Source organism: Niallia sp. Kr1, from assembly GCF_050389805.1.
Classification (GTDB): Bacteria; Bacillota; Bacilli; order Bacillales; family Cytobacillaceae; genus Bacillus_BD.
In genome coordinates this window covers 1414312-1429715 of record NZ_CP130945.1, presented here as the reverse complement: position 1 = coordinate 1429715, position 15404 = coordinate 1414312, and the positions used below count along the sequence as shown (strand labels likewise).

The window sequence follows — 15404 nt, the reverse complement described above, 5'->3', positions numbered from 1 at the left end:
GTGACACCATGTCACTTGGTAATTTTTATTATAAATGACACCGTGTCACTTGTCAACATTTTTGTGACAACATGTCACAATGCTGACATACACCTTCGATTTATTGTAAATAAAAAGACGCTGTTCTAGTAAAGAAAAGCGTCTTAACATGCTAAAAAATCTTAGATAAATAACATTACTCGGAATCTTTATTCCTCATCGTCCATTAATTCATCAAAAGCGGCAGAAACTTTATCGAATTCTTCATCGCTTTCAATAGCTTCTAAATCTCCTTCTTGATCGACCTTCAAAAAATAAATATCTATATCGTCTTCGGTTTCTTCCTTTACATCCTCAGCAAAAGCTACCGCGACATAATCCGTACCTTCAATCGTGATAGCTGCCAGCACTTCAACATCCTGTTCTTGATCATTCTCATCACTGATTGTAAAGATTTCTCCTACTTCAATTTTTCCCATTTAAAAACCTCCTTTTATAAAAAGTCCTATGTTCATTACTTTTTATATTCCCAAATAATCCTAACTTCATGCACATAGGAGGTAAAACTTAACAAATGTTTACCGAACTTTCTTTTGCTTTAAAACCTTTTGATACAGCGCTTGCAATTCTGAAATGCTCAGCTCAAATAATTGAACAGAACCAACTTTATAGACTCCATAATGAATTAATTGTTCAATTAACTCATTTTTTTTCGTCTCCATTTTTCCTTCTATAATCCCTTCCATCTTAAATTCTCCTTTATTTAAAAGAATATCTCCTCAGCAAAAAACTCTCTATTCAAGATTAAATTCTACCTTGAATAAAGAGTTTTCCAGCATTCCGAAAAATAACTATAATTCCTACCTGTTAAGTGTGAATTTAGATTAAAAAAATATAACCCCACTAAACTCATAAGTATTCATTCCAACATGAGGCTCTATGACCACTGAATAGAACTAAACTCACCATGTGGGTGATATTGTGCTTGAAACTTTCGATATTCAAACTCTAATTTTGAAAGAGAAGATTGATAAAGTTTTTGATCTTCTTCTTTATACATGTTAAATGCAATTAGTTTATTAATTAATTTTTGACGCCTTTTCTCTATACTATTTCTCATCATAAACACTCCTTCTCATGGTCAAATTCTACTCTGTCATTTCGTCCATTTAGATCATGATAAAAAGAAATCGATTGTTATTTGTAAGTACTTATATCTTAACTTTATAATTCCTATAAGTCAAGTATGAATTAAGGGGATTGAAGCTAATTCTTCTGAAAAGAACCAGCTTCTTGTAATTTAATAACCCTAACATTATACAGTTACAGGCATACGTGCTTGAATTTCTGAATAGTGTATATCAAAAAAGATTTTATACACTCGTGAATCCGCTGTATCTGGATAAGTTAAGTGAGTCACATAATTTCCTGTATAAGTTCTCCCTTCCTCATCAAAAAGATAACAGATTTGTCCTTTTTGAGCGGATTCAATTAAACTGACAATTAAATCTGGTTTTTTGTAATACTTCGTCCGAAAAAGTTCATTGGTAAAGGCATTGTAGACTTCTAATTTATACAAATGAAGCACCTCCCAAATCTTATATTTATATCATACATTATTTGAAAGCGTTTTTATAACATTAATTGTGGATAATTTAAGAAATTTTTTCTGCAAAGAAAAGGGATCATTGAAAAATCAATGACCCTTCTACTCAACCCAATCTATTTCATCATTTCATTCGTCAACCCTATAAATTCCTCAACGTCTTTTTTCATCAGTTCGATACCAGCCTCCCAAAATGCTGGTTTTGTCATATCTACTCCTAAATGCTTGCCAGCCAATTCTTCAACCTTCATCGATCCTGTATCACGAAGCAACGCAATGTATTTCTCCTCAAAACCATTTGGATTCTTTAAATATTCAGCATAAATACTCAAACTAAATAAATAACCAAACGTATACGGAAAATTATAAAAAGGGACTTCATCAATGAAGAAATGCAATTTGCTACACCAGAAATGTGGATGATAGCTCGATAAAGCATCTCCATAAGCAGACTTTTGTGCCTGTACCATCAATTCATTAAGTCTTTGCTCAGATACCACTCCATTTGTTCGTTCTTCATAAAAAGCCTTTTCAAAAAGATAACGAGCATGAATGTTTAAAAACATGGCTGTTGCATTTTCTAGTTTTGCATTTAATAATGTCGCCTTTTCCTCTTTTGTTTTTGCATTGGCTACTGTAGCATTTCCAATAATATTTTCAGCAAATGTACTAGCTGTTTCGGCAACGTTCATGGCATACTGACGATTCAGCGATGGTAAATCTCTCATGACATAACTGTGATAGGCATGACCCAATTCATGTGCCAGTGTTGCCACATCCGAAGAAGAGCCCGTAAACGTCATAAAAATCCGTGACTCTTCAAATTCAGGCAGTTCCTCACAGTAACCACCAGGTCGCTTGTTCGAACGATCCTCCGCCTCTACCCAACGATTCTCTAAGGCATGTTTGGCAAAGGAGGCTAGTTTAGGACCAAAGCTTGAAAAGTGTTCAATGACAAAATCACAAGCCTCATCATAAGTGAATTGAGGTGGCTTTCCATCGCCAAAGGTGACAGGGGCATCTACATCCTGCCATCCCAACTTTTCCATTCCTAAAATTTTCGCTTTTTGATTTAAGAACTCAATAAATGGAAGCTTGTGATTTGAAACAGCACTCCACATGGCATCAAGCGTTTCTTGGGACATCCTATTATACTCTAATGGCTCTTCCATAAAGTTTTCTCGATGATGAGCCTTTTGTAAAGTAATTCGATAACCAGCCAAGTGATTTAACGTATCGGCGAAAATGGGGGAAATTTTCTCCCAAGCTTCCTCCCAATTGTTAAATAACTGATTTCGCACCTCGGGGTTTGGGTCTGAGTACATACGGTTCATGGCTTGTCCTACGGAATATTCCGTCATATTTCCTTCTTTATCGGTAAAAGGAATCGTCATAATGGACACAGCTGTATCATACAATTGACTCCACCCAGCAAGCCCATCTTTATTTAAATCTGTAATGATTTTTTCCTCTGCCTCGGATAATAATCGCTTACCATAGTCACGAATCTCATTTAAAGCAAATGACACTTTCTTTAATTCCGAATCATCTAAAAGCGTTTTCCAATTTTCATCCGATATAGCAACGATTTTTTTGGTAAAAACGGTTGAAAGATTCTCCAATTCACTCCATAATTCCATGATCTGCCCCATAACCACATTGGCATATTCATCATCCATGTAGGCATCATGCCACATTTGCACAAATGTTCTACATTGACCTAAACCATCCTCAATTCGTTCTTGCTGCGCTAATAACTCTTGTAAGACTTTAGCCTCAATCGTTTCCGTTACATCCCAGCTTTTCACATGATTCTGATACTTCCCAATCTCTTCTTTAGTATTATGTAATTTAGCTTGTAATTCTTTTGATTTTGTACCTCCTGGGAAAATCGAATCTAAATCCCAAGTATCGTTATATTTCATTTCTATCACTCCTTATCATCCTTATTTTACCCGTTTATTTATTAAAGTGAAAACTTCTTAGAAACTAAATCATCTTCCCCTTCTTAAATGCAGGATTTTAAGGTAGAATGCTATAATATATATGATAAGAAATGTAGATTTAATGATACATGGAGGTTAAAATGGAAGATTTATTAAAATTAAAAGGTAAAAATATTGTCGTCATGGGCGTTGCAAATGAGAGAAGCCTTGCATGGGGTGTAGCAAAATCACTTCATACGGCAGGAGCAAATATCATTTATACATACCGACTCGAACGATCTTTAGGGAAATTAACGAAACTATTAGAGGAAAAGGAATTATCAACAGATAATATTTTCCAGTGTGATGTTAATGATGACAATAGTATCCATAAAGCCTTCACGGAAATTGGGGAAAAATTTGGGGTCATTCATGGAATTGTACATTCCATTGCCTTTGCCCATGCAGAAGATTTAAAAAACCCATTTGTTCAAACATCTCGCGAAGGATTTGCTTTTGCTCATGATACGAGCGCATACTCCTTAGTGGCCGTCGCACGTGAAGCAGAGCCTTATATGACTGAAGGCGGCTCAATTGTCACGATGAGCTATTTAGGGGCTGAACGAGCGATTGAAACGTATCGAGTCATGGGCGTTGCAAAAGCTGCATTAGAAGCAAGTGTCAGATATTTAGCTATCGATTTAGGGAAAAAAGATATTCGCGTAAATGCGATCTCAGCCGGTCCTATTCGTACTCTTGCGGCTAAAGGCGTCTCCGGATTCAATGATATTTTAAGAACGATCGAGGAAAAATCTCCTCTACAACGCAATGTTACGCAAGATGAAGTCGGCGACATGACGCTAGCGATTCTGAGTCATCTATCACGTGGTGTAACAGGTGAAGTCATCTACGTTGATTCTGGTTATCATATTGTAGGTTAAACAAAAATCGGGACAAGCTACTGTCCCGATTTTTTTCTAAAATGTTTCTGATTCTTCTAGTTTAAACCCTTCAACAACTACTTCTTCATTCACTTCTAATAATAAACACTTTTTCCCATTAAACGTTACGTATTTAACATTTCTTAATTCTTTCGGATCAATCGATACTGTGGCGATTTTTGTTTCAATTTTGACCTTTTTAGGAACGACACTACTTGCTTTAAATTCATACGTTTCATCTGCAACTACCGTTTTAAAGGCGTGCTCGACTTTAGCCGTGTCAACATCCTCCACTCCACTTACAGTTAAAATGCGTTCAACATCCCGGTAATCTAATTTTGGAGATTCGATTTCACTTTCTTTGTCTTCTTTATTTTCTTGAACTAGTTTATCTATTTCCTCATATACATTGGAGATGACTCTTGAATCGACTTCTTCACCCATAACGGAATTTAAAATCAGTTCAAAACTATCTTTATCTTCTGCTGCGGTAATAATATCATCACAGTTCAAAACCTCTTCAATGAACGTCACATCTGGTTGATTAGCTTTTCCAGCACAATAGAGGATATGATTCACATCAGCTGCATGGTTCGAAAAAGTAGGAAACAGGAACCCTGACAATGGAGCTGCTAAATTAATGATTGGGTCCACAGCATGATTCGGTTTAAATTCCTTATCAATATAATCGAACACCAACGTCTTTTTCGGCTGGTCCGTTTTATTCAAACTGCAGAGAATAAAATGATTGGAGAAAACCTCATCATCTCCACCCTCTTCTGATTCCAAATCTCGTTTCTTTGTCGCTTGACGATATTCACCTCGAATAAATGTAACAACTGTATCAAACTCATAGACTGTATGAGCAAACATTTTTTCAACGATTTGCAACATATGTTCTCGCCAATCCGATGATGCGACATGTAACCCATTGAAGAGAATTCTTTGCGTACTATCTTCAACATCATGCTTGAACTTTAGCTCAAAAAGTTTAGAGTCAAGATTTCCCGTCAAAACCTTTTTAAAATTGGCCAGAAATAACTCTTGCGTTTCTTGATCCAACATTTGAAACGGCTCACCAACATAGTGATAAATTTCACCAGATTCTTTCTTCACATACACATTGAATATTTCTAAAATATTCATGCGATAATTGTTTAATTTAAATTCTTTGCGAATATTTGCGATGTCTTTTTTATTCAATTGCCTTCAACTCCCATCCCTGATTATACTGTTCATATCAAAAAATAGAAATACTTGATATTCTCAAATTTACTGATACAAAGTGAATATTTTCTAGAAAGATTTCGTATGAAAAGCAAAGGTTCATTATGATAAAATATGAATATCTCAAATGAATGCGGATACAAGAAACAAGAAGTGAGGGATTTACATTGTTAGTAAAAGATTTCATGATTCGAAAAGTATTTACGATCAAAGCAACAAATACGGTTGAGGAATTATTAGAGATCCTTAATTGTAATCGAATTGGTGGTGTACCCGTAGTTGACGAAAAGGACAACTTGGTTGGGATGGTATCAGACGGCGATGTATTACGTTACTTATCTCCTAAGCCACTAGGGTTTGCAGGCCTCGTATATCTCATTGAAGAGGGAGAATTGGAGGATGTTATTCTTGAAAAATTAAATACACCTGTAAAAGAAATTATGACGAAACGTAACGTTCTCTCTGTTTCACCTGATGATGAGTTCGAAACAACCCTTCGTTTGCTATCCCGTCATCATTACAAAAAACTTCCTGTCATCAATGGTGCAGGACGGGTAGTAGGTGTTCTTAGCAGGGGAGATATAATTGATAGTATTTCAAAAATCATTATTTCGCGTGATAAGCAAACATCCCAAAAGATTTCTAATAAATGATTGAAAATAAGGTGTGATCGTATATTCAAATTAAAAACCATAAATAAAAGAATCCATTCGTAAATTTTACTTTAACGAATGGATTCTTTTATTTTTCAAGTAGTCACACTGACAACTTTCTTTATTATGCTGCATTTTTTTCATTCAGCGGCTGTTTTTTGAAGATCCCAAAAGGCTTTCCGACAGGTAAAACAATCTGCCCAAAATGTCCGTTTAATACCGCTGCAGCTGAACCATAGAATGATAGCAGAGCAATAAGCAATTCAGAAATTCCCGCAAGCGTATGTGTAAATTCATATAAAATATTAAAAGAGCTTAAAGATAATCCTAAAAATAAGAAATCAATGAAAACAAAAATAAAAAATAAGACTTTATGAGTTTCCATGGCACCAATCGTCATGAATACACTAAAAATTAAATATCCAATAAATGCAATGCCTAACTGCTTTGAGTCCGCATTGGCTAATAAGGTATCACCAAAGGCACCCATTTGAATCAACCAAGTTGTACCAACACCAAACCAAAATAGGCCAAATCCTCCAAAAGCAGTTGTTCCAAATACATTATTGTGCTTCGAATCTAGAAAGCTAGCAATTAGTTGTGCTATCCCTCCTAGAAAGAATGCCCAAGGCAAGATTAGTGACGTACCTTCAGTTAATCCCAACTTTTGTGATGATGCTACTAGTGTTACCATCGCTAAACCAAATAAGCCTAATGCAGATGGGTCAGCAACCGTAATTTTAATTGAAGTCTGACTATGATGATTCAAGAACAATTCCTCCTAAAATTTTTCATACCTATCTAAAATACATGAATTCATCTATCATGTCTATGGAATATTTTATTCTTTCAAGAAACAAATCAAAAGAATCCATCCGCAACTCCTTAGTTACAAATGGATTCTTGATAAAACTTATCATTGATTTGAAATTATTCTAGTTTCGTACAGGTTCTGTTGCTTTCACAGCTACAGAAGATTTTTCCTTTTGCAAACTTGGTTTTTTCATAAATACGGAACAAATTAAGGTAATGATAGAAATTCCTGTCACAAAGTAAAATGCATATTTTACACCGGCAGCTAAAATTTCGCCTTCTGCAGCGCCAGGTGTAGCACCTGCAAAGCTAGTTGAACCAGCTGTAAGCAATGTAATGGCGATTGCCGTACCAGCCGCACCAGCAACTTGGTTTAACGTATTCATGGCTGCTGAGCCATCGGCATATAACTCACGTGGCAAGGCATTTAATCCATTTGTTTGTGCTGGAATGGTGACCATCGTTAATCCAAAGAATAAAACCATAAAGGCTACGATGATTTGCCATGCAGGTGTAGTCGCAGAAATAGAAGTTACAAAAATGAGATTTCCGATTAAGACAATAATTGAACCTGTAAGAACTAGTTTCTTTGGTCCAATTTTATCAAACAAGGATCCAACAATCGGTGACATAATAACGTTAACCGCATTACCTGGAAGTAATAATAGACCAGCGACCGCTGCACTAAATAATAAAGATCCCTTTAAATACATTGGTAAAAGAATTCCTGTTGATAGAATAACTAAAATACTTAAGAACATCATTGCTGTACCTAATGTAAACATCGGTTGTTTGAATACACTTAGGTTAATCATTGGTTTTTCCATTGAATTTTGACGAATTCCAAATAACACAAGGGCAATCATTCCAATTAGTAAAGGTGCCCATACGATTGGTTCAGTAAACGGTGCACCCGCCATTGAAGCTAAACCATAAATAACTCCGCCAAAACCTACTGTTGATAATACAATCGATAACACATCAATTTTAGGCTTCGTAATTTCCCCAACGTTTTCAATTTTAACGAAAGCTGCTAATGTCAATAGCACATAAAAAATAGCACTAAACCAGAAAATATAATTCCAACTTAATGCACTAATGACAACCCCCGAAAGTGTTGGTCCTAATGCTGGACCTAATGTAATAACAAGTCCCATAATCCCCATAACAACCCCACGTTTATGGACAGGGAAAATAATTAAAAGTACACTCACCATGACCGGCATAATAATTCCGGTTCCAACCGCTTGAACAACACGACCCGTTTGTAATAAAGCAAAGCTTGGTGAAGCGGCTGCTAGCAGTGCTCCTAACAATGAAATAACGAGTCCACCGATCACTAATTGTCTAGTCGAAAACCATTTCATTAATAGTGCAGAAATAGGAACTAAAATTGCTAATGTTAATAAATACCCTGTTGTCAACCACTGTGCAGTGGAAGCTTCAATGGTAAATTGCTCCATAATGTTAGTTAAGGCCATGTTTAATGCTGTTTCTCCGAACAACCCGATAAAGGCACCTAGCATTAAGATGGCTGCCATGCCTTTTGGACTTTTTACCGTAATTGGTGTACTCATAAAATTATAAAACCTCCAGTTTATTTTTCGAAAAAGCAGTGATGTAAAACCATGTCATGTGGCTGTCATCATTTTTTACTAGTATTCAGCTATAGCTTGCTCACTAGTAAACAAATCAAAAGACAAAACCTTGCCAATTTTCCAAAGATTATTCCCGAACTATACCTTACTTAAAAAAGTTCAATGATAGACAGGCATCAACATTTTTTCATCCACAAGATATCTTACATACCATTTGGTCTGATTGTAACTTTATCAAATATTTTTTTCATAAGTCAAGGATTATTTTTCACATATCCGCCGCATTTTACAAAACATTTACAATAAAACGTTTGCATAGCCTTATTAAAAATGAAAATGGTTCTCCAGATGATAGAGAACCATTTATACGGTCATTTATTATTTTTCTAGATTACTTTCCCATTTTTCCACTTCTTCTCGAACCATTGGTGCAACTTCTTTACCGAATAACTCGATCGATTTCATGACATTTTCATGTGGCATCGTACCAACTGGACAATGAAGCATGAAACGAGTGATGCCTACATTTTTTCGTAGATAAATAATTTTTTCCGCTACTGTTTTTGGTGAACCGACGTATAAAGCTCCTTCTAATCTACGTGCTGAGTCAAACGTTGATCGGGTATAAGGTCCCCACCCACGTTCTTGACCAAGTTTACTCATGGCATATTGGGTTGAAGGGAAAAATTGATCTGCTGCGATTTCATCACTTTCCGCAACAAATCCATGGGAATGCGAAGCCACGGATAATTTGGTTACATCATGCCCTGCCCTTGATGCTGTACGTTGATAAAGTCTGACTAACGGCTCAAAATGCAGTGGACTACCTCCAATAATCGCTAAAACTAAGGGTAAGCCTAAATGTCCGGCACGTGCCGTTGATTCTGGTGTTCCACCACTCGCAATCCAAACGGGTAATGGGTCTTGAACAGGTCTTGGGTAGATCCCTCTGTTTTGAATAGAAGGGCGGTGCCTACCGCTCCAATTCACGATTTCTGACCTGCAGATTTCCAATAATAAATCAAGTTTTTCGTTAAATAGCTCATCGTAATCCTTTAAATCATAACCAAATAGCGGAAATGACTCGATAAACGAACCCCTCCCAGCCATAATTTCGGCTCTTCCATTCGAAATAGCATCTACCGTAGCAAAATCCTGAAATACTCGAACAGGGTCATCAGAAGAGAGCACCGTTACAGCACTTGTTAACCGGATATTTTTGGTTTGTGCTGCCGCTGCTGAGAGTAAAACAGCTGGTGACGAACAAGCATAATCCACACGATGGTGCTCCCCTACTCCAAAAACATCTAACCCAACCTCATCAGCGAGGACGATTTCTTCCACCACTTCCCTTATTCTTTCAGCATGACTGATTACTTTCCCAGTATTGACATCAGGTGTTGTTTCGACAAACGTACTTATTCCTAATTCCATTGATAAATCCCCCTATTAAAAATTATATTCACTGTATGTATAGGTGAAACAGAAACTATTAAGGCTATTCTATCACTAATGGTTTCCATTTATTTTATCATATAAAAGGAGGTCGATTGTACTGTCACCATACTTGTCCAATACGAACATGATTTAGTCACTTTTTACCCACCAACGTTAATAATTTGTCTATAAATCATTCACATTCTATTCATTTTTTTAATACTTAGATCATGCTATACTAGAGTCAAGAAATAAATGTGAATCATTTCACAATAAAAATTTAATGAGGTGAATCTTCATGAAGATTAAAATGTCCCACGAAGTATTTCAATGGTATAAAGAAGAACTTGCATTAAATGAAGGTGATTGCATCCGTTTTTATATTAGATATGGTGGTTTAAACTCTTTTATCAAAGGATTCTCATTAGGAATGGAAAAAGATATCCCACAAGAAACACATACAAGAGTTGAAAAAGATGGAATTACCTTTTTTATCGAAGATAGCGATACTTGGTATTTTGATGATAAAGATTTAGTCATTGATTTTAATGAAAATTTAGGCGAACCAGAATTTACTCAAGCGGTTTAAAATAAAAAACACTCCCCCATATATATTTCAAACGTCATGATTCTGAAAGTTCATGACGTTTTTTTGTTTTGAAAATAAAATAGCTCTCGCACTTGTGTTTAATAGCTAATCATTGATAGAATCATTTGGTACAACTGACAATAGTAAAAGGAGTTTTCTATAGTGATTAATAAAATTGGAAAAGTAACGATTTACGTTAATAACCAAGAAGAAGCAAAAGACTTTTGGGTAAATAAAATTGGGTTTGTTGTGAAAGGTGAATTTCCTATGGGACCAGATGCCACATGGCTAGAAGTCGGACCAAGTGAAGATGAATTCACTACATTAGTGGTTTATGATAAAGCTTTAATGGAAAAACAAAACCCGTCCGCGGTCGCTCACCCATCGATACTTTTTAGTACAAATGATATCGATTCAGCTTATGAAAAAATGAAACAAAACGGTGTTGAAGTAGAGGAACTACTAAAAATGCCTTATGGTTCAATGTTTACTTTTAAAGATCAAGATGGCAACAGCTATTTATTAAGAGAAGATAAGTAAAGCACAGCATAAGAACATGACTCCGTTTTACTCTTTGTTAAAACGGAGTCATGTAGCAACTAGTGATGGATCACTGGAGTAGGTAAAGTACTTTCATTCTTCAATGAGACATGCAGTTTTTTATCTTTTGTTAACGATGCATAAAAAATATTTTTTATATGATCAATCCCCTGTTTTTCTAGTTCTGCATATAACCATGTCTCATCAACCTCCAGGTCCTGCAAAACCTCGTGATATAATTTCCCCTCCAGTATTATTGGATAAGAAAGTCCCTCCTCTTTTTTTCTAATTCCTAGATCTTCAATGGTTACAGGAGTTTTATTTGATTGTTTGTAAACCGACAAATTACCATTTGCTTCAACAATGGCTAATTCCACCTCAGATACATCAAAAACTCCTTTCTCGCGGAGCATTTGTAAAATATTATCGACGGAGTAGCGAATCTTCCTTAGGTTCCCTACCAGTAACGTTCCGTTTTTGATCACAACAATTGGTTCAAACGTGATCCATTTACCAAATCTTCGCCTTCTAATTGACAGATATGTAATAATGATTTGTAAAAGTCCAATTCCAATAATCGTCATAACCGTATGAAAATGTCTAATCTCAGGATCCGATAAATCCGCTCCAACTACCGCTCCTAATGAGATGATAATGAGAAAATCAAAAACAGGCAGTTCACCAATTGACCTCCTTCCCATTAAAAGAGTAATAAATAAGACTAATGGTAAAATCGTAATGATTCTTCCATAAACTAATAATGTGTCTTTAACAAAATCCATTCTATTTCTCCTCAATATTACGGAATTTTATAACTTATTATTTGAATAAAAAGAGATAAAATACATCCATCTAAACAAGTAGTCATATCCTTTGAACACGAGAATTATAAATAGAAAGATTATTCCATTCGCTTAAGGGGGAAAACAAAATGACGACGATCGAAAAAAAGTTCTTATCCTTACCTACTACCGCGATTTCAGATGCATTAAAGGGTTTTAATCATATGGACACCGGTATAAAGCCTATTAACAGTTCATTTAACATTGCGGGAAGAGCATATACGATAAATATACCCGCTGGGGACAATACGGGCATCTTGCGTGGAATGAGAGAGGCAGAACCTGGTGAAATACTGGTTGTGAATGGAAAGGGATATACAGAACGAGCTGTTGCAGGTGATTTTGTTATCGGACTTGCCAAGTATTTAGGGTTACAAGGGATCATTATCGATGGTGCGGTTCGTGACATGAAAGGGATTCGTGATCTGAATTTTCCCGTCTTTTGCCGTGCTGCAACGATTTCTGCAAGTGCAAAGTCCGCTAAAGGTGAACTACAAGTCCCCATCTCATGCGGTGGCGTTAGCGTAGCCCCAGGGGACCTTATTGTGGGTGATGAAGATGGAGTGATTGTTATACCAAAAGGAAAAGAAGAGATCATCCTAAATGCTACATTGGAAAAACTCAAAAAAGACCAACAACGAGAACAACACTACTTAGGAAGTAGAGAAAAGGCTCTCCAATACTTAAACTCGATTTTAGAATAATCGTTAAGGTGTATTACATAGGTCCTTTAATTTTTGGTAACGATATTAGTAGGTGTTTATACACCCACTAACTCGGTGTGGAGGGATTGGAATGAATATTCGAGAAGGAATGATTCCGACAGTTTTAGGTTCAGCTGTTACTGCTACTGGATATGCCTTAAAACAAAAGCGTGGTTCCAATAAAATGGTCGCCAACACCGTATTTGGTTTTGGTTTAGCTCATATTGTATTAGGAACCATCGACTTAATCCAACATCGACGTTAGAAAAGTACGGGGTGAGTGCTCTTTGAGTACTCACCTTTTTTTGAAATATCCTTTACTAAACTAAATCGAGCCCTTTAATATTAAACAGTTATTGGTTGAAACTAACGGGGAAGTTTTCAATTTTAAAGCAAGTACCTTGATTTTATTGCAAGTAATTATTATTAACCAACAATTGCCTCCTTGTCTGGCACTTCAATGGCATCTCCTCACGTAGCAGGATTCTTACAATCTGTAGATCCTGATTTAACAAATCGGGAGGTCATGGATATTATTGAACATACCTTATGATCTAGGAAGGCTCGGAAAGGATATGGATTTTGGCAGCAGGTTTATTAATATGCAACACACTCTCGAAGAAGCTTAGAAATCATAACAAATGATTATGTTGTTATCATCTACCATTCCTATTTAAAAAGGAGGAGAATGTATCTTGGAGCGTAACGATAAAAATATGCCTGACAGCATTCAATATAGTATTTGGGAAACTCGAACGGATAACGTAAAACCTATAGTCAACAAAAATCTACTAAAGCATCAACGGGATGTAAAGAACAAAAAAAGAAATACACAGGAATAGTTCAAAAAAAGCAGCCAATTGGTTGCTTTTTTAGGTCTATTCTGATCTATATTTAAAAATACAAATATATTTTATTAATTAATTCTTCCGAATTGTGTTAAAATATAAAATATATAAATAATTCTTAAGCTAATAAAATAAATTAGCTATTTTTATGGATTGTTCAAAGGTTTATTTAAGAGGAGGAAAGGTGCTGAAACGTGATGAATCAATATTTAACGATAGAGAGGAAAATGGAACTAAAAACAACAAATCGTTTAAAAAGGAAGCTTCATGAACGTCATAAGTACATAAAGCTTAAAAGTATAGGTAATCGTTATAAAATTAAAGCTGAGGAAGTACAGAAATTAAAGCAGATTAAAAAAGAAGAGAGCGATAATAACCAGGATAATATTGATAGCCTATTACCCAATCTTTTTAACGATTCAAGTGATAATCATCAGTTACTCTATTCCATAGATCATGAACTTGCTGACATAAAAAAACTCCTTAGCTTTCTAGTTCAGCAAAATGAACAATCACGACTTCAGCAAAAAAATATGAAAGAACAAAATGAGAAGCTTTTAGAAGAAATAGATGAATTAAAACAAACTCTAAATGAAATGAAACAGGAGCAAGATGAGGAATACGAAAAAGAATATCATTCCTATAATACCGTTTATAAAACCCTTTTATATATTAAGGAAAAAGTAAATACGATCTCTAGCAAGATTGATGATAAAAAGCTTAAAGGAAATTGGCAAAAAATATTTGAGAAATAGTTCATTATTTTGCAACTACTGGATTTGGGAATAAAGGGAGGTTCTGGATTAATCACAAAGAAACCTCCCTTTTCTCTTACATATGACTTGCAATTAATGAAATGATGGTACTTGCTTCTTCTCGACTAAATATAAAGTTAGTTTCATCTCTTAACAAATCATCATCTTCGGTACGAACACGATTTACTCGTTTTAAGACACCATCACCTGTTTCTTGGACAATTCCAAACTGATAAGTAATTTCAACTTCGTCTTCTTTGTAAAAAGCAGTTATCTCAGGAGTTTCCCATTCAACATCAACTTCTTCTAAAATTAGATCGTCATCCACTATTTCAGAATTTGAATCGTAGTCATCTTCCACATCTAAATCTTCTTCGTAATAGTCGTCCTCCATATAATAATGAAAACTTTCATGAACGGCATCAATAATATCTTCTATATCATCTAGAATCACTTTGCTAGAAAAGCCTAGTTCCGGATCAACAGATTCGATATAAAATTCTTCATTATATGGATCAAAATAAAGAGAACAAAAATACTCTCTCACGGTATCTTCACTGTCTACAAAAAAGTCTATTCTAGGATGCTTTGCCCCGCGTTCAATAGACATTCCGCCATTCTCATCATATTTATCACAAATTGACTCCAGGCTATCCTGTAATTCCCCACAAACTCTGTCAAACCATTCTAAGTTCATCCCAAATCCCCCTTTGTATGTGAACATGTTTATTATGACCATATCCTCAGAAACCTTTCTTACCTTCAGTTAGTAAATTTTGAAATTTTTTCACTCAACGTTTCTAAAAATAATAATTGAAAAAAACTAATCTTAAACCTCGTCATATGATACTTCGAGTGAGTTAAAGATTAGTTGAGGTATAAGACTGTTGAAAATGATAGGAAGAGAATGCAACTTCTTTTATATCAGGACTTTCTTGTAATTCCTT

20 protein-coding genes are annotated in these 15404 nt (G+C 35.4%); 9 read left to right on the top strand and 11 right to left on the bottom strand.

Going from position 1 to position 15404, the window contains the following annotated elements; all coding sequences use genetic code 11:
* Positions 1-188: 188 nt before the first annotated feature.
* The 5 genes from Q5760_RS07155 to Q5760_RS07135 all read right to left on the bottom strand — a co-directional run bounded on the left by Q5760_RS07155 (position 189) and on the right by Q5760_RS07135 (position 3510).
* Positions 189-458: a DUF1292 domain-containing protein gene (locus Q5760_RS07155; protein WP_428911514.1), complete on the bottom strand. Its 270-nt coding sequence runs from the start codon at positions 456-458 to the stop codon at positions 189-191.
* Between the two features lie 99 nt (positions 459-557).
* A complete protein-coding gene (locus Q5760_RS07150; protein ID WP_428911513.1) occupies positions 558-725 on the bottom strand; it encodes a Fur-regulated basic protein FbpA in 168 nt (55 codons plus the stop codon).
* A 191-nt stretch (positions 726-916) separates the two neighbouring features.
* A complete protein-coding gene (locus tag Q5760_RS07145) occupies positions 917-1099 on the bottom strand; it encodes a Fur-regulated basic protein FbpA (protein WP_428911512.1) in 183 nt (60 codons plus the stop codon).
* Positions 1100-1294: 195 nt separating this feature from the next.
* On the bottom strand, positions 1295-1558 hold the full coding sequence (locus Q5760_RS07140; protein WP_428911511.1) for a hypothetical protein: 264 nt from the start codon (positions 1556-1558) through the stop codon (positions 1295-1297).
* 143 nt (positions 1559-1701) lie between these two features.
* Positions 1702-3510, bottom strand: coding sequence for a M3 family oligoendopeptidase (locus Q5760_RS07135; protein ID WP_428911510.1), 1809 nt, complete (start codon positions 3508-3510; stop codon positions 1702-1704).
* 161 nt (positions 3511-3671) lie between these two features.
* On the opposite strand from Q5760_RS07135, the gene fabI reads away from it, so the two are divergent.
* Complete coding sequence (gene fabI / locus Q5760_RS07130; RefSeq protein WP_428911509.1) at positions 3672-4451, top strand: enoyl-ACP reductase FabI; 780 nt, start codon at positions 3672-3674, stop codon at positions 4449-4451.
* Between the two features lie 36 nt (positions 4452-4487).
* Here the strand turns inward: fabI and Q5760_RS07125 are convergent, their stop codons facing one another.
* The gene (locus Q5760_RS07125; RefSeq protein WP_428911508.1) at positions 4488-5654 is read right to left on the bottom strand and encodes a DUF4317 domain-containing protein; all 1167 of its coding nucleotides are present in this window, start codon (positions 5652-5654) and stop codon (positions 4488-4490) included.
* 155 nt (positions 5655-5809) lie between these two features.
* Here Q5760_RS07125 and Q5760_RS07120 point away from each other — a divergent pair, with 155 nt between their 5' ends.
* On the top strand, positions 5810-6331 hold the full coding sequence (locus Q5760_RS07120) for a CBS domain-containing protein (RefSeq protein ID WP_428911507.1): 522 nt from the start codon (positions 5810-5812) through the stop codon (positions 6329-6331).
* A gap of 124 nt (positions 6332-6455) precedes the next feature.
* Here Q5760_RS07120 and Q5760_RS07115 read toward each other — a convergent pair whose 3' ends face one another.
* The 3 genes from Q5760_RS07115 to Q5760_RS07105 form a co-directional block, all read right to left on the bottom strand.
* Positions 6456-7100, bottom strand: a complete 645-nt coding sequence (locus Q5760_RS07115; RefSeq protein ID WP_428911506.1) for an acetate uptake transporter — start codon at positions 7098-7100, stop codon at positions 6456-6458.
* A gap of 166 nt (positions 7101-7266) precedes the next feature.
* A complete protein-coding gene (locus Q5760_RS07110; protein ID WP_428911505.1) occupies positions 7267-8721 on the bottom strand; it encodes a DHA2 family efflux MFS transporter permease subunit in 1455 nt (484 codons plus the stop codon).
* 399 nt (positions 8722-9120) lie between these two features.
* Positions 9121-10176, bottom strand: coding sequence for an LLM class flavin-dependent oxidoreductase (locus tag Q5760_RS07105; RefSeq protein ID WP_428911504.1), 1056 nt, complete (start codon positions 10174-10176; stop codon positions 9121-9123).
* Positions 10177-10477: 301 nt separating this feature from the next.
* Between Q5760_RS07105 and Q5760_RS07100 the strand changes: the two genes are divergently transcribed.
* Together Q5760_RS07100 and Q5760_RS07095 are read left to right on the top strand one after the other, a co-directional pair.
* Positions 10478-10768 (top strand): HesB/YadR/YfhF family protein, encoded by a 291-nt coding sequence (locus Q5760_RS07100; protein ID WP_428911503.1) that lies wholly within the window; start codon positions 10478-10480, stop codon positions 10766-10768.
* Between the two features lie 162 nt (positions 10769-10930).
* Positions 10931-11308: a VOC family protein gene (locus Q5760_RS07095; protein WP_428911502.1), complete on the top strand. Its 378-nt coding sequence runs from the start codon at positions 10931-10933 to the stop codon at positions 11306-11308.
* Between the two features lie 59 nt (positions 11309-11367).
* Here Q5760_RS07095 and Q5760_RS07090 read toward each other — a convergent pair whose 3' ends face one another.
* Complete coding sequence (locus Q5760_RS07090) at positions 11368-12090, bottom strand: DUF421 domain-containing protein (protein ID WP_428911501.1); 723 nt, start codon at positions 12088-12090, stop codon at positions 11368-11370.
* A 149-nt stretch (positions 12091-12239) separates the two neighbouring features.
* Here Q5760_RS07090 and Q5760_RS07085 point away from each other — a divergent pair, with 149 nt between their 5' ends.
* The 5 genes from Q5760_RS07085 (at position 12240) to Q5760_RS07065 (ending at position 14457) form a co-directional block, all read left to right on the top strand.
* Positions 12240-12854, top strand: a complete 615-nt coding sequence (locus Q5760_RS07085; RefSeq protein WP_428911500.1) for an RraA family protein — start codon at positions 12240-12242, stop codon at positions 12852-12854.
* Positions 12855-12945: 91 nt separating this feature from the next.
* Positions 12946-13119: an asparagine synthase gene (locus tag Q5760_RS07080; protein ID WP_428911499.1), complete on the top strand. Its 174-nt coding sequence runs from the start codon at positions 12946-12948 to the stop codon at positions 13117-13119.
* A 195-nt stretch (positions 13120-13314) separates the two neighbouring features.
* Positions 13315-13407, top strand: a complete 93-nt coding sequence (locus tag Q5760_RS07075) for a hypothetical protein (protein WP_428911498.1) — start codon at positions 13315-13317, stop codon at positions 13405-13407.
* 142 nt (positions 13408-13549) lie between these two features.
* Positions 13550-13696, top strand: coding sequence for a hypothetical protein (locus Q5760_RS07070; protein WP_428911497.1), 147 nt, complete (start codon positions 13550-13552; stop codon positions 13694-13696).
* A gap of 203 nt (positions 13697-13899) precedes the next feature.
* Positions 13900-14457: a hypothetical protein gene (locus Q5760_RS07065; protein ID WP_428911496.1), complete on the top strand. Its 558-nt coding sequence runs from the start codon at positions 13900-13902 to the stop codon at positions 14455-14457.
* Positions 14458-14533: 76 nt separating this feature from the next.
* Here the strand turns inward: Q5760_RS07065 and Q5760_RS07060 are convergent, their stop codons facing one another.
* Positions 14534-15154: a hypothetical protein gene (locus Q5760_RS07060; RefSeq protein ID WP_428911495.1), complete on the bottom strand. Its 621-nt coding sequence runs from the start codon at positions 15152-15154 to the stop codon at positions 14534-14536.
* Between the last annotated feature and the right edge of the window lie 250 nt (positions 15155-15404).